This is a genomic window from Actinocatenispora rupis (assembly GCF_016861975.1).
In the GTDB taxonomy this organism is placed as follows: domain Bacteria; phylum Actinomycetota; class Actinomycetes; order Mycobacteriales; family Micromonosporaceae; genus Actinocatenispora; species Actinocatenispora rupis.
On the sequence record NZ_BOMB01000038.1, the window covers coordinates 116,852 to 130,240 of the forward strand.

At 73.5% G+C, this 13,389-nt stretch carries 15 protein-coding genes; 3 read left to right on the plus strand and 12 right to left on the minus strand.

Annotated elements, in window-relative coordinates; translation table 11 throughout:
- Positions 1-4 precede the first annotated feature (4 nt).
- The 9 genes from Aru02nite_RS29870 to Aru02nite_RS29910 all read right to left on the minus strand — a co-directional run bounded on the left by Aru02nite_RS29870 (position 5) and on the right by Aru02nite_RS29910 (position 7,848).
- On the minus strand, positions 5-2,032 hold the full coding sequence (locus Aru02nite_RS29870; RefSeq protein ID WP_203663290.1) for an endonuclease/exonuclease/phosphatase family protein: 2,028 nt from the start codon (positions 2,030-2,032) through the stop codon (positions 5-7).
- A gap of 9 nt (positions 2,033-2,041) precedes the next feature.
- Complete coding sequence (locus Aru02nite_RS29875) at positions 2,042-2,983, minus strand: EI24 domain-containing protein (protein WP_203663291.1); 942 nt, start codon at positions 2,981-2,983, stop codon at positions 2,042-2,044.
- Positions 2,980-3,777: an alpha/beta fold hydrolase gene (locus tag Aru02nite_RS29880; protein WP_239077033.1), complete on the minus strand. Its 798-nt coding sequence runs from the start codon at positions 3,775-3,777 to the stop codon at positions 2,980-2,982. Before Aru02nite_RS29880 ends, Aru02nite_RS29875 begins: the two co-directional genes overlap by 4 nt.
- Positions 3,771-4,097, minus strand: coding sequence for a DUF2516 family protein (locus Aru02nite_RS29885; protein WP_203663292.1), 327 nt, complete (start codon positions 4,095-4,097; stop codon positions 3,771-3,773). The genes Aru02nite_RS29880 and Aru02nite_RS29885 overlap by 7 nt, the downstream gene beginning before the upstream one ends.
- Before the next feature lie 73 nt (positions 4,098-4,170).
- Positions 4,171-4,641, minus strand: coding sequence for a hypothetical protein (locus Aru02nite_RS29890; protein WP_203663293.1), 471 nt, complete (start codon positions 4,639-4,641; stop codon positions 4,171-4,173).
- On the minus strand, positions 4,638-5,183 hold the full coding sequence (locus Aru02nite_RS29895) for a helix-turn-helix domain-containing protein (protein ID WP_203663294.1): 546 nt from the start codon (positions 5,181-5,183) through the stop codon (positions 4,638-4,640). Before Aru02nite_RS29895 ends, Aru02nite_RS29890 begins: the two co-directional genes overlap by 4 nt.
- A 244-nt stretch (positions 5,184-5,427) precedes the next feature.
- Entirely contained in the window at positions 5,428-6,258 is an 831-nt protein-coding gene (locus Aru02nite_RS29900) for a beta-keto acid cleavage family enzyme (RefSeq protein WP_203663295.1), read from the minus strand.
- Between the two features lie 43 nt (positions 6,259-6,301).
- Positions 6,302-7,375, minus strand: a complete 1,074-nt coding sequence (ygfZ, locus tag Aru02nite_RS29905; RefSeq protein ID WP_239077040.1) for a CAF17-like 4Fe-4S cluster assembly/insertion protein YgfZ — start codon at positions 7,373-7,375, stop codon at positions 6,302-6,304.
- Positions 7,376-7,410: 35 nt separating this feature from the next.
- A complete protein-coding gene (locus Aru02nite_RS29910) occupies positions 7,411-7,848 on the minus strand; it encodes a Fur family transcriptional regulator (protein ID WP_203663296.1) in 438 nt (145 codons plus the stop codon).
- Between the two features lie 283 nt (positions 7,849-8,131).
- Between Aru02nite_RS29910 and Aru02nite_RS29915 the strand changes: the two genes are divergently transcribed.
- Complete coding sequence (locus tag Aru02nite_RS29915) at positions 8,132-8,875, plus strand: aminotransferase class IV (protein ID WP_239077034.1); 744 nt, start codon at positions 8,132-8,134, stop codon at positions 8,873-8,875.
- Between the two features lie 206 nt (positions 8,876-9,081).
- On the opposite strand, the gene Aru02nite_RS29920 is transcribed toward Aru02nite_RS29915, so the two are convergent.
- The 3 genes from Aru02nite_RS29920 to Aru02nite_RS29925 form a co-directional block, all read right to left on the minus strand.
- Complete coding sequence (locus Aru02nite_RS29920) at positions 9,082-9,684, minus strand: heme-binding beta-barrel domain-containing protein (protein ID WP_373325010.1); 603 nt, start codon at positions 9,682-9,684, stop codon at positions 9,082-9,084.
- The gene (mtfM, locus tag Aru02nite_RS37345; protein WP_275408749.1) at positions 9,681-9,779 is read right to left on the minus strand and encodes a small membrane protein MtfM; all 99 of its coding nucleotides are present in this window, start codon (positions 9,777-9,779) and stop codon (positions 9,681-9,683) included. Before mtfM ends, Aru02nite_RS29920 begins: the two co-directional genes overlap by 4 nt.
- Positions 9,780-9,857: 78 nt before the next feature.
- Positions 9,858-10,646, minus strand: a complete 789-nt coding sequence (locus tag Aru02nite_RS29925) for a hypothetical protein (RefSeq protein WP_203663297.1) — start codon at positions 10,644-10,646, stop codon at positions 9,858-9,860.
- 91 nt (positions 10,647-10,737) lie between these two features.
- Between Aru02nite_RS29925 and Aru02nite_RS29930 the strand changes: the two genes are divergently transcribed.
- A complete protein-coding gene (locus Aru02nite_RS29930) occupies positions 10,738-11,748 on the plus strand; it encodes a cation diffusion facilitator family transporter (protein ID WP_203663299.1) in 1,011 nt (336 codons plus the stop codon).
- A complete protein-coding gene (locus Aru02nite_RS29935; protein ID WP_203663301.1) occupies positions 11,745-13,331 on the plus strand; it encodes a cation:proton antiporter in 1,587 nt (528 codons plus the stop codon). The genes Aru02nite_RS29930 and Aru02nite_RS29935 overlap by 4 nt, the downstream gene beginning before the upstream one ends.
- Positions 13,332-13,389: the final 58 nt, after the last annotated feature.

The following is a 13,389-nucleotide window of genomic DNA, read 5'->3' on the forward strand; positions in this document are numbered from 1 at the left end:
GACCTCAGCCTAGGCTCACCGACGTCACGAGCGGGTAGTGGTCCGACGCCGTCGTACGCGGCATCGCGAAGTCGCCGAACGACACGTCGTCCGTACCGAAGATCCAGTCCGGCCGGTACTTCGGGCGGTCCGTCGGCGACGACAACATGCCCGCGTGCCCCGTCGTGTCCTGCGCGCTCACCAGCCCCGCCGCAGTGAACCGGCTGATCTCCGGCCAGCCCGGCATCGAGTTGAAGTCACCCGCGATCACCGCCGGCGACCTGCGGTGCCAGCGCGCCAGCAGCGCGTCGATCTCCCGGGTACGCGTCGCGTGGTTGTCCGTCTCGTTCTGCAGGTGCGCCGTCATCACGCGCAACGACCGGCCCGACCGCAGCTCCACCGTCGCCGCCGCGTACGACCGGCGCTGCGGACCCGCCCCGTACGGCAGGCGACCGGTGTCCACATCGGACAGTGGCAGCGTGGACAGGATCACGTTCCCGAACTGGCCGTCCGCCGCCGGCGACCACACGTACGGCATCGCCAGCGCGCGCGACAACCACTCCGCCACGTCCGTACCTCCGCCGATCGGCCAGCCCCGGTTCACCTCCTGCAACAGGATCACGTCCGCGTGCTGGGCCCCGAGTACCCGGGCGATCGTGGCCGGATCGACCGCGGCGCCGGCGTTCACCGCGTAGTGCAGGTTCCAGGTGACCAGGCGGACCGTGTCGCCCCGGGACACCGGACGCGCCGGCGCCGGTGTCGTCACCAGTACCAGGACCGGAACCACCAACAACACCGCCGGTACGCCCGCCAGCCGGCGCAGGCCGTCCGCCGCCACCGGCAACGCCGTATGCAACGCGGGCAGGGCGAGGAGCAGGGCGGCGAGGATCGGCAGGAGGCGATTGTCGACGGGCAGCGGGAGATCGTAGTTCGCCTGGTACGGCAGGACGATCGCGACGAAACCGAGGCCGGTGCCCAGGCCGGCCAGGGCGTAGCCGAGGGGGGTCGGGGTTGGGGTTCTGGGCTTGGTCGGGGTTGGGTGGTTGGTGGTCCGGGTTGGGTGGGGGGTTGCGCGAGGGCGGGACGTAGCGGACATTTTGCCGCGCCGTATCGATTGTCCAATTGTTGAACTGTTGGACAATGACACAATTGAACAATCGGGATCGGTCGACAACCCGTCACCGAACGACCGCGGCACGTGCGACAGCAGCAGCACCGCCGCCACCTGTCCCACGAGTACGGCGACGAGTGCCGGCACTCCCGACGTGAACAGCGCGACCCCCACCGCGACGACGGCGACCCCGGCCACCACCCACCGGTACCGGACGTCGAGTCGCGAGGCGCGGGCCACCGCTTCGATGGACAGCACCGCGCCGAGCAGCAGTACGACGGCGGCCCAGGGTGCGCCGAGTCCGCTCTGCGAGGCGACGTACGCGGGGCTGCCGAGGACGAGGACGTAGAGCCCGAGGTACGGCCCGAGCACGGCGTACCGGGCGGTGACGCGGGTGGGCGCGGGTGCGGGGTCGAAGCCGCGCCAGGTACGGGCGAGCAGCAGCGCGAGGCCCGCGCACGCGACGATCGTCCACAGCCAGGGCAGGAGGCCCGGCCGCCACACGGGATCCCAGGTGCCGAACGCGGCGCGTACGGCGATGTCGGTGGCGCCGCCGAGCGCGACGCCGACGGCGAACCGTGCCCCGCCGACGCGTCCGACCTGGTCGGAGACGAGGACGAGGGCGCCGAGTGCGACGACGGCGGTGGACAGCGCGGTGGCGAAGCCCGGCGTGGGTACGGCCTGTTCGAGGAGCCGGAGCACGACGAGCAGGAGTACGGCGGCGGCGATGCCGCGGCGGGCGTCGAGCCAGGTGACGAGCGGTGCGACGAGGACGGGCACCGCGTACACGACGAGGGCGGTGACCGCGGCCGCCGGTACTCCGCCGGCGCCGGCGACGTGGTCCAGTGCGGGTCCGCTGGCGCGTAGTGCCTCGACCGCGAACAGGGTCGCCCCGGCCTGCAGTGCGACCAGCGGCGCGCGCCGCCCCGCCTCCGAGTTCATGGCGGGAGACTACCGGTGCGGGATGTTCCCGTCGCCCCGCGGGACCTCACCGTACGTCCGCGCGGGCGTCACCGTCCGCGGTGCCGCACCCGGCGGTACGTCGGTGTCCCGGGTCGGCTGGCCGAGTACGCGGCGGGACAGCAGGGCGGCGCCGGCGACCGCGGCGGGGGTCACGAGTACGGCGCCGAGCGGCACGAGGAACAGCACGAACACCGCCACGCCGAACCCGAGTACGAGGGGGCGGCGGCGGCGCAGCAGCCGGCGGCGGGCCCGCAGGTACATGCCGCGGCGTTCGAACGGGACGCCGGTCAGCTCGACCGCGAGGTACCAGCCGCCGATGACGGCGCCGATCACCGGCACCACGGTCTGCCCGACGAACGGCAGGAACCCGGCCGCGAACAGCAGTACGCCGGTCACCACGGACGCGATCACGAGGCGCAGCGCGTCCCGTACGGACCGGCCGAGCGAGCGGTACCAGGGCACCTCCACCTCGCCGGGCACCCCGCCGTACCGCTGCTCGACGCGGCGGGAGATGGCTTCGTAGCAGGGATCCCCGATGGCGAGGGTGAGCGCGGTGAACAGCAGGACCGCGCACAGCAGGCCGCCGGCGAGCACCGCGGTCCCGACCACCACGTGCGCCGTCGTACGCCAGCCCTCGTCCCAGCCGTCCGCGAACGGTGTCAGCACGCCGACGACGTCGTCGATCCACTCGATGAGCGCCACGTACGCCCCGGCCAGCAGCGCGAACGAGACGAGCGCCGGCAGCGCGCCGAGCGCCATCAGCCGCGGCGACCGCACCCACATGCCGATGCCGCGCAGCAGCAGCACGATCCCGTCGAGGAACTCGCGCAGCACGTTGCCGTCCGGCGGCGCCGCCGACACACCCACCTGCCCCGGTACTCCCGGCGCCGCGCCGCGTCCGGCGGTGAGTCCCTGCCCGGCGCCGTTCATGCGTTGAGAAACGTACTGATCCGGCCGCGCAGGTCGGCGCGGTGCGTCCACAGGACGCCGGGCCCGGGGTACACGTGGGAGGTCGCGGCGGGCAGCGCGACGGCGAGCCGGCGGGTGACGTCCGCCGGGTGCGCCGGATCGCCCTCGCTGCCGAGTACGAGGGCCGGTGCGGTGACGGCGGCCAGCGCGCCGATCCCGTCCGGCAGCGGTACGTCGTCGGGCAGCGCGGTGAGGCTGTCGCCCAGCCCGGGGCCGAGCAGCGCGCCGACGCGCTGCGCCACGAACGTACGCGCGGCCGGGGTGTCGCGGAACTCGGCCGGCACCTCGGCGCCGATGAGCCGCCCGGCCAAGTCCGCGTCACCGGTCGCGGCGGCCTGCGCGAACGCGGCCATCCGCTCCCGCAACACCCCGGTGCGCGGCGTGTCGAGTACGGCGGGGAGGAAGAACACGACCCGCTCGAACCGGCCGGGGTCGTCGACCAGCAGCCGGCACAGCGCGCCCGCGCCGAGGCTCACGCCCAGCGCCCGCGTCGCCCCCACCTGGTCGGCCACCGCTGCCAGGTCCGCGGCCAGATCCGCGTACGACCAGCGGCCGGGGGTCGCGGTCGACGCGCCGTGGCCGCGCTGGTGCAGGAAGACCTTCGTACCGTCGACGGCGCTGCCCAACGGGCGGGTGTCCGGGATGCCCCCGGCCAGCCCGTGTGCGAACAGCGTCACCGGGTCGCCGGACCCGACCGTCAGAAACTCCAGACTCGCGCCGTACGCCGTGGTGAGGGTGGCGGTGCGGCTCACCACGGGCCGCTGCCGTCGGTGGCGTCCTTCAGCCCGGGCCGGACGTCCAGCACGTACACCGCGCCGGCGATGACGCCGATCATGCCGATGATGCCCAGCGGACTCGACCGCAGCAGGAACGTCAGCACCACCGAACCGCCGAGCAGCGCCAGCCAGATGCCCTTCGACAGCGTGCCGATGGCCGGGAACGCGTCGCGCCGCTGCACCGCGCAGTGGACGAACGCGAACACGTCGAGCACGATCGCGAACAGCGAGATCGCCAGCGTCGCGTAGAACTGCACCAGGTACGCGAACAAGCCGGAGGTCGGAAGCTCGAACGTCATACGTCGAGCCTAGCGCCGGTACGGGCACGACGAGGGGCCGCGGCGCGCGCCGCGGCCCCTCGTCGGTCGTGTCCTACTTGTCGGCGGACTTCCGGGCGGCCGGCCGGGTCGCCTTCTTCGCCATCTTCTTCGCCGGCTTCGGCTCGGGCAGCTCGGCCGGAGCCGGGGTGTCCAGTACGCCGCTGCCGCGGGTCACCAGGTCCTCGTACAGGTGGGTGGCGCGGTCCTGCGCGGTGACCAGGTTACGGGCGGCCACGTCGGCGAACTCGCCGGCGCGCTTACGGGCGTTGCCGCGCAGCTCCCGCAGGTCCGCCTCGCTCAGGCTCTGTACGCGGGTGCGCACGGTGGCGAGCCCGTGGCCGATGCGGCCACCCAGCTCGGCGAGGTCGGCGCGGGCCTTCTCCCGGTCGCCACCGAACTCCTCGCGCGCCCACTCGCGTACGTCGTTGACCCGTCCCGGCAGCTCCCGCAGCTTCTCGGCAGCAAGATCGCCGATACCGGCCGCGGCGTACAGCGGGCTCGGGTACTTGTGCTTCTCGGTCATGACTCCTCCACCCCAGACGGACGTCGTGGCTCTCGTGTGTCGGGCGCGGCGGCCGCGGACCTGCGCGGTCGCGGCGCCGTCGTCTTGCGGACCGCCGTGCGCGCCGCCTTCTTGGCGACCTTGCGTACGGTGCGCGTCACCGGCTCCGACCGGACCGTGTCGTCCACCGGCGCGCTGGGCTCCGGCTCGGTCTCGGCGGGCGGGTCGGTACGCGCGTTCTCCCGGCGGAACGCCTCGTAGATCTCGGACAGGGTCTGCTTCTGCCGCGAGGTCAGGTCCTCGTCGGCGGCGATCGCGGCCAGGACACCCTGCCCCTCGCGGGTGTCCAGCAGGCCGGCCCGCAGGTACATGATCGGGGTCGAGACGCGCAGCGCGTTCGCGATCTGCTGCAGCACCTCGGCGCTCGGCTTGCGGAGGCCGCGCTCGATCTGGCTGAGATACGGGTTGCTGACCCCGGCCTGCTCGGCGAGCTGGCGCAGCGAGATCTGCGCGTGCCGGCGCTGCTCGCGGATGAACTCGCCGAGGTCCCGTAGCGCAGCCATGTCCGGAACGGTAGCCCGCGCTGCTAACTCTTGCAAGCACTCAGCTAGCAGTCGCGGCCCACCCGGCCCGCCGAAACCGCTTCCCAACTGCGCATACGCCGCCGCTGTGACCTTCTCCATTCGCTAGCGGCAGAGCCGGGCGAACCGCTAACGTCGCAGATACCCCGAGGAGACCGGCCGGGCGACCCGCGCGGGCAGGTACGCCGCCGCACCCGCGTCGCGGGCCGTCCGGCCGTCCCCGGGGTCAGCGGATGCCGAGCAGGGTGCGGGCCTCGGCGACCGGCATCGGCGGTCGCTGCGCCAGCCGGGCCAGCCCCGCGGCGCGCGCGACGAGCTGCATGTTGCTCTCCACCGGCTGCCCCTTCGCGTACGTCAGGGTGTCCTCCATGCCGACCCGCAGGTGCCCGTCCGCGGCCAGCGACGCCAGCAGTACCGGCAGCGTCGTACGGCCGATGCCGGTCGCGGCGAACGTGGTGTCCGGCGGCAGCAGGTTGCGTACCTCGTGCGCAGCGGCGACCAGGGTCTGCGCCGTCCCCGCCATGCCACCCGGTACGCCCATCACGAAGTCCACGTGCACGTGCCCGCCGTACGGCAGGCCGTGCTTGTGCAGCAGCCGGGACAGCGACGCGACGTGCCCGATGTCGAAGATCTCGTACTCCGGCACGATCCTGGCGTCGCGCAGCCGGGTGTGCAGCTCGACGATGAACTCCCACCGGTTCATGAACACGTCGTCGCCGAAGTTGACCGTACCCATCGTGCAGGAGGCCATGTCCGGCTCCGCCTCCAGTACGCGGAGGCGGTCGGACTCGGGGTCGGTGACCGCGCCGCCGCTGGACAGCTGCACGATCAGGTTCGTCTCGGCGCGCAGCGCGGCCACGGTGTCCTTGAGCCGCCCCAGATCCAGCGTCGGTTCCGCGTCGGCGCCCCGGATGTGCACGTGCACCACGCTGGCGCCGAGCGCCTCGCACTCCTTCGCCGTACCGACCAGCTCGGCCAACGTCACCGGCAGCGCCGGTACGTCGGACTTCTTCGACTCGGCCCCCGTCGGCGCCACCATGATCAGCGTCCCACCCATTGGCACAGGATAAGGGGCCGCGGGCGCCGGCCGGGCCGGGCGGTCAGTCGGGATCGATGGCGGCGTTGACGTCCGCGACGCGCAGGGTGGCGTCGTCCGGAACGTTGCGCTTCAGCAGCGCGAGCGTGACCATGCCCAGCTCGTGGTGCCGGACCGCGGTACCGGTGACGCCGACCTGCCGGTCGTCCCGCAGCACCGGAGTACCCGGGGGCGGCAGCTCCTCGGACGTGCCGTCCAGGTGGAGCAGCACCGTACGCCGGGGCGGGCGGCCCAGGTTGTGCACCCGCGCGACGGTCTCCTGCCCGCGGTAGCAGCCCTTGTCCAGGTGTACGGCCGGGGCGAGGAAGCCGACCTCGGCCGGGATGGTCCGGTGGTCGGTGTCCAGGCCGAGCCGCGGACGGCGGGCCGCGACCCGCAACGCCTCGTACGCCCAGGCGCCGGAGAGCGGCACGCCCAGCGCGTCGGCCAGGCCCGGCAGCGCCGACCGCGGCACGACCAGGTCGATCACCGCCGCGTCGTCGAACCCCGGCATCCGCCGCGCGAACCCGCCGTCCGGCAACCCCACCACCGGGTACGTCGAGGTGGGGCGCGGCGGCACGGCACCGGCGGCGAACTGTGCCGGCGGCACCGGCGACACGCTCGCGTCGTCGGGCAGCTCGACACCCAGCTTCGCCAGTACGGCGGGGGCGTCCGGGCCGACCAGCGTGGCCACCGCGTACTCCCCGGTGACGTCGGTCGGCTCGACCCGCAGCATGAACCGCATCGACTCCAGGAACGCCAGCAGCGGCCCGGCCGCACCCGGCTCGGTGTCCAGCCACACCACCCCGTCGTACTCGGTCGCCACGGCGTGGTGCTCGACGTGCCCGTGCGGCGACAGCAGCAGCAGCTCGGTGCCGGTGGCGTCGGCCAGCCGCTCCAGATGCTGCGTACCGAGGGTGTGCAGCCAGCTCAGCCGATCCGCACCGGGCACCCGCAGTACGCCGCGGTTGCTCCGGTCGACCAGGCCGGCGGCGGTGGCGAGGGTGCGCTGCTCGCGCATCGGGTCGCCGTAGTGCAGCGCCACCCCGGCGTCCGGCCCGGCCGGATCGGCGGCGACCGCCCCCGGTACGGCCAGCAGCGGGGACCGCACCGGCGTGTCCTGCTCCCCCACGGTCACGACTCCTCCTCCGCGGCACACGCCGCACACGTACCGAACAGGGCCATGTGGCCGATGTCGAGCGAGAAGCCGCGGTCGGTGCGCAACTGCTCGGCGAGCGGGTGCATCAGCGACAGCGGCGCCTCCTCGATCGCGCCGCACCGGTGGCACACGAGATGCAGGTGCGACCGTTCACCGGGCACGTGGTACGTCGGGGCGCCGTGCGACAGGTGCGTGTGGGTGACCAGCCCGAGCCCCTCCAGGAGTTCGAGGGTGCGGTAGATGGTGGTGATGTTGACGCCGGCGGCCGTCCGGCACACCGCCTGGTGGACCTGCTCGGGGGTGGCGTGGCCGAGCCGCTGCACGGCCTCCAGGACGAGCTGGCGCTGGGCGGTGAGGCGGAGGCCGCGGGCGCGCAGCACGTCGGCGAGCGACGGCGCGGTCTCGGCGGGCATGCCATCGATCATAGGCACGCGTACGCCCGGACCGCCCACGGCGCGTTCCGGACGTCAGGCGGAGAATCGGGTTTGCGAGCAATGACCGCGGGGGATACGGAGGGTTAGGTTCTCGGGGTGTCCCTGCCGGTCAGTCTCCGGGTACCGTCGCGCAGAGTGCATTTGACACCGGATAGGGTCGGTAACCGTGGAACGAGTCGTCGCGGTCCTGGGTCGCGGAGTCATCCCTGCCGCAACACCTCTGCTCCGAGCAGACGACCTCGGTGTGCAGCGGGGTGACGGGGTGTTCGAGACCACGCACGTGCGGGGCGGGCAGCCGTGGCTGCTCGACGAACACCTGGACCGGATGGCGCGGTCCGCCGAGCGCCTCGACCTCGACGTACCGGCGCGGCCGGCGCTGGTCGAGCTGGCCGGGCAGGCGTGCGCGGCGTGGCCGGCCGACACCGAGGGTGCGCTGAAGATCGTCGTCACCCGCGGCCCGGAGGACACCGGCGAGACCACCTGCTTCGCCACGATCACCGCGGTCCCGGACAGTACGCGGAAGGCCCGGCGGGACGGCGTCAAGCTCGGCACCCTCAGCCTCGGCGTGGCCGCCGGTACGAGGTCCGCGGCGCCGTGGCTGCTCGGCGGCGCCAAGACCCTGTCGTACGCGATGAACATGGCGTGCCAGCGCTGGGCGGCCGCGGCCGGGCTGGACGACGTGCTGTGGGTGTCCAGCGACGGCTACCTGCTGGAGGCGCCGACCGCCACGCTGGTGTGGCTGGAGCACGGCACGCTCTACACGGTGCCCGACTCGACCGGCATCCTCTCCGGTACGACGGTGCGCTACCTGCTCGACCACGTCGGTACGCTCGGCTGGCACACCGCCAAGCGCATGGTCCGCCCCACCGAACTCGAAGGCGCCAGCGGCGTGTGGCTCACGTCCAGCGTGCGCGGCATCATCGCGGTCCGCGAACTCGACGGCGTCAAGCTGGCCGACCCGCCGCAGACCGACACACTCCGCGAACTCCTCGGCTACCCCGCCTGACCCGCCCTCGCTCGGGCCCGCCGAGCCCGGGTTTCGCCCGGTTGACGCTGATCCGGGAGCCGGACCCGAGCCGTGCCGGGCTTCCTGGAACTTGCCCCACGGTGATCCGGCAAGCCGGAGCCGATCCGCACCTGGGCTTTCCTCGAACTTGTCCCACGGTGCCCCCGGGGGGCCGGAAGCGAGGCCGCCGCAGCGACCTCGACCACCTACCCGGCGGTGCGTTCGAGGCGGGCCGACAGGTGCGGGCTCGCCGGCTGCCCCATGGCGGTCATGTCGTACGCGTAGAGCAGGGCGCCCTCGACGATCCCGTACAGCCGGTGGCCGGCGGCGACGTCCTTGGCGTGTTCGGTACGCAGAACCGCGTCGGTGGCCAGCTCCACCTGCAGGCCGGTCATGGTGCCGAGGTACAGCTCCATGATGCCGGTGGGGTGGGCCAGCTCGACCTCGACCGTGTCACCGTCGCGGGCGCCGCCCGGCCCGACCTGCGGACGCCACCAGCCGACCTCCCGGGCCGCCGGCCGGATCGGCTTGCGGTCGGCGTCGACCAGCCAGCTCCGCGACTCGTAGTACAGGAAGGGGCGGCCGTCGTGGCTGAACCGGATCTCCTGCGCGAAGTCGAAGTCCTCGATGGTCGGGTAGCCGCCCTTGCCCCAACCGCGCCAGACCCCCACGTACGGCAGGAGGCCGAGCAGCGCGGGGTGCAGGTCCGGGCCGACCCGCAGGTCGTGCGTCTCCTCGTACGGGTACTCGGGGGCGGTCTCGGTCGGGAAGCCCGGCGGCAGGCCCGGCTTGTCGTTCTGCTCGCTCACCGCGTCCTCCCCATCCGGACCGCCAGGTACCCGAAGGTCCCGGCGAGCACACCGAACAACACCACCAGCAGACTCACGAATCCCAGCTCGACCACGGTGGGTGAGTTTAGGCCATGGCCGGCGGCGCCCCGGCAGGGCGGACCGGGCGACACGACCCGGGCGTACCGGAAGGGTCAGTGGCAGGTGGTGGTCGTGGTGACGGTGAGCCGGTCGCGGTCGGCGGTGACGACGAGGCCGGTGGCGCCGTCGCGGTAGACGTACCGGTCGTCGTTGTGGGCGAGCAGGTGGCCGGGTTGCGGATGCCGGTCGAGGGTGGCGGGCAGCGGGGCGAGGCTGTCCGCGGCCAGGCCGGTCGCGGTGACGGTCACGGCGCCGCAGCCGAGCGCGTGCCGCTGCCAGGTGGTGAGCGTGACGTGCAGCAGCGCGAACAGCCGGGTGGCCGGCGCGCGCTCGGCCGCCGTCGGCGCCGCCACGAACTCCGGGTACGGGTGGCCGGTGGTCGGCCGGCAGCCGGTGTCGGCGATGGCCACGACGTGCCCCGGGTCGTCGGTGGCGGTGCGGACGGTCAGCTTCACGAAGGGGTCCGGGTGCGCCACCGTGACCGTGCCGGACCCGCCCAGATCGGGCACCACCGCCGCCTTGTACGCCGCGGGCAGCCCGGCGCGGATGTGGTCGGCGAGCCCGGCCGCCCCGTACACGTCGGCGGTCCGGGCGTACTCGACGCCGGGCCGGGCGGCGGCCATCGTGCAGCGCTTGACCTGCTCGTACCCGCTGACGGCGACGACGGCGCGGGGGCCGGCGGCGCGGGAGACGGTGCCGATCGCGGCGTCGACGGCGGGCCGGGCCGCGGCCGGACTCTGCTGTTCCTTGACGGTCGGGCGGCCCCGCGCGACGAACGCGAGCACCAGCAGCAGCGCGGCCCACACCGCAACCGCCCCGAGGATCCACCGTCGCCGCGTCACGCGGACCATGGTGGCAGCCGGCGCCACGCGGTACCGAGCCGGGATCACCGAACCCGCCGGCAGCCGCACGCCACCCCATTACTGTCCAGGCATGAGCGCAGACCGCCGGCGACCCCCGGCCGCGGCGACCGCCGACGAAACCGACGCCGTGGTGGACACCGCCGCGCCGCCGGCCGCCGGGTCCGGGCAGAGCGAGAGCCTGCTGACGATCGTCGTGGCGGGCGGGGCGAACCTGCTGATCGCCGCCGCGAAACTGGCCGCGGGCGTACTCGGTGGGTCGGCGAGCATGGTGTCGGAGGCGGCGCACTCTTTCGCGGACACGGTGACCGAGGTGCTGCTCTACGTCGCGGTACGCCGGGGCGCCCGGCCCGCCACGCCCGACAGCCCGTTCGGTCACGGCCGCGAGTCGTACTTCTGGGCGCTGCTGGCGGCGATGTTCACGTTCGGCGCGGGTGGCGTCTTCGCCGTGTACCACGGGGTGCAGGCGATCGTGTCCGGCGAGCGGTCCGAGCACCTGGCGCTGTCGTACGCGGTGCTGGCGATCTCGGCGGTACTGGAGGGCGTGTCGCTGCTGCGCGGCCTGCACCAGGTACGCGGGTCGGCGCGGCGGCTGGGCGTCGGCATGGGCGAGTACCTGCGGCGTACGCCGGACACCGCGCTGCGGGCGGTGACGCTGGAGGACTCGGCCGCGCTGATCGGCATCGCGCTGGCCGCCGCCGGCCTCGGCCTGGAGCGGCTCACCGGCTCCACCCTGTACGACGGGCTCGCCTCGATCCTGATCGGCCTGCTGCTGTGCGTGGTGGCGTACCGGCTGATCAGCGCGAACAAGGCGCTGCTGATCGGCCAGTCGGTGCCGCCGCGTACCCACGACGAACTGGTCGCGGAGCTGGCCGCGCTGCCCGGTGTCGCCGGCGTACCGGAGCTGTTCGCGACGTACCTGGGGCCGGAGCAGATCCTGGTCGCCGCGAAGATCGACTTCGTCGACGACGTACCGGCCGGTGAGGTGGAACGGATCGCCGACGAGGGCGCGCGCCGGCTGCACGACCGGCACCCCAAGGTCAGCCACGTCTACCTGGACCCGACCGACCGGGGGCGCGCGTGAGCCAGCTCGCGGTCGTGTTCGTGATCCTGCTGGGGACCATCCTCATCACGCCGGTGGCGGACCGGCTGAAGCTGCCGTACCCGGTGCTGATCACGGTGTTCGGCCTGGTCCTGGCCGTCATCCCGAACGCGGTCGTGCCCGCGCTGCGGCTCCCGCCCGAACTGATCCTGCCGCTCGTCCTGCCGCCCCTGCTCTACGCCGCGACCCAGCGCAGTTCGTGGCGCAGCTTCGTGACGAACGCCCGGCCGATCCTGCTGCTCGCCGTCGCCCTCGTGTTCGTGAGTACGGCGGCGGTCGCGGCGGTGGCGGGCGCGCTGCTGCCGGGCCTGCCGGTGGCCGCGACCGTGGCGCTCGGCGCGATCGTCGCCGCCCCCGACGCCGCCGCGGCCACCTCCGTCGCCAACCGGCTACGGCTGCCCCGCCGGCTCGTGTCGCTGATCGAGGGCGAGGGACTGTTCAACGACGTCACCGCCCTCACCCTGTACCAGGTGGCGGTGGCGGGCGTCGTCACCGGCTCGTTCTCGGCCGTCGCGGTCGCCGGCCGCTTCGTGTACTCCGCGGTCGCGGCCACCGCGATCGGCCTGCTCGTCGGCGTCGTCACGCGGTACCTGCTGCGCTGGCTGCCGACCGCGACACTCCAAAGTGGACTGTCACTGCTCGTCCCGTTCGTCTCGTACGTCGCGGCCGACCGGCTGGAGGCGTCCGGTGTCCTCGCCGTCCTCGCCACCGGCTTCTACCTCGGCCACTACGGCGCCGACCCGGACGACGCGGAGGGCCGCCTGCAGAGCCGGTCGTTCTGGGAGGTCGTCGAACTGCTCGTGACCGGCTTCGCGTTCGGCCTGATCGGCCTCGAACTCACCGTCGTACTCAACGGGCTGCGCGGCGACATCACCGGTCCGCTGATCCAGGCCGGCATCGTCTGCGCCGTCGTCATCGCGGTACGGATCGCCTGGATGCTGCCCGCCGGCTGGCTCTCCCGCGCCCGCAGCCGTCGCAAGGCCGGACCCGGGGAGGCGGCGCCGACCACCGTAGGCAGCTGGCGGGAGAGCGTCGTGCTGTCCTGGTCCGGGATGCGCGGCGTGGTCACCGTCGCCACCGCGCTCGCCCTCCCCCTCGACTTCCCCGAACGCTCCCGCATCCTGCTCATCTCGTTCGCCGTCATCCTCGCCACCCTCGTACTCCAGGGGCTGACCCTGCCGTGGCTGGTACGGGTGCTCGGCGTGACCGCGAGCAGCGACAGGCAGCGGAAGGCGGAACGGGCGATCGCCGGCCGCGCGTTCGAGGCGGCGCTGCGCCGGCTGAACGAACTCGTCGACTCCGGCGAGGTGCCCACCGAGGTGTCCGATCGCCTCCGCGCCTGGTTCACCGTCGTACTCGGGCGGATGCGCCGGGTCGAGGACGGCGAGGACGATCCCGAGATGGCACGGCGGATGGCGCTCCGGCACGAACTCGTCGGCCTGGAGGCGGAGCTGCTCAGCGTCGCACGCCGGGAAGTACTGGAGGAACGCCAGCGCGGCGCCGACCCGGCCGCCGCCGACCGCGTACTGCGCCGCCTCGACCTCCGCTCCGTCCAGCGCACCTGACCGCGTACGAGACGGGCCCGGCGGCGGAGCGGTCGCTCCACCGGCGGGCCCGGCGCGT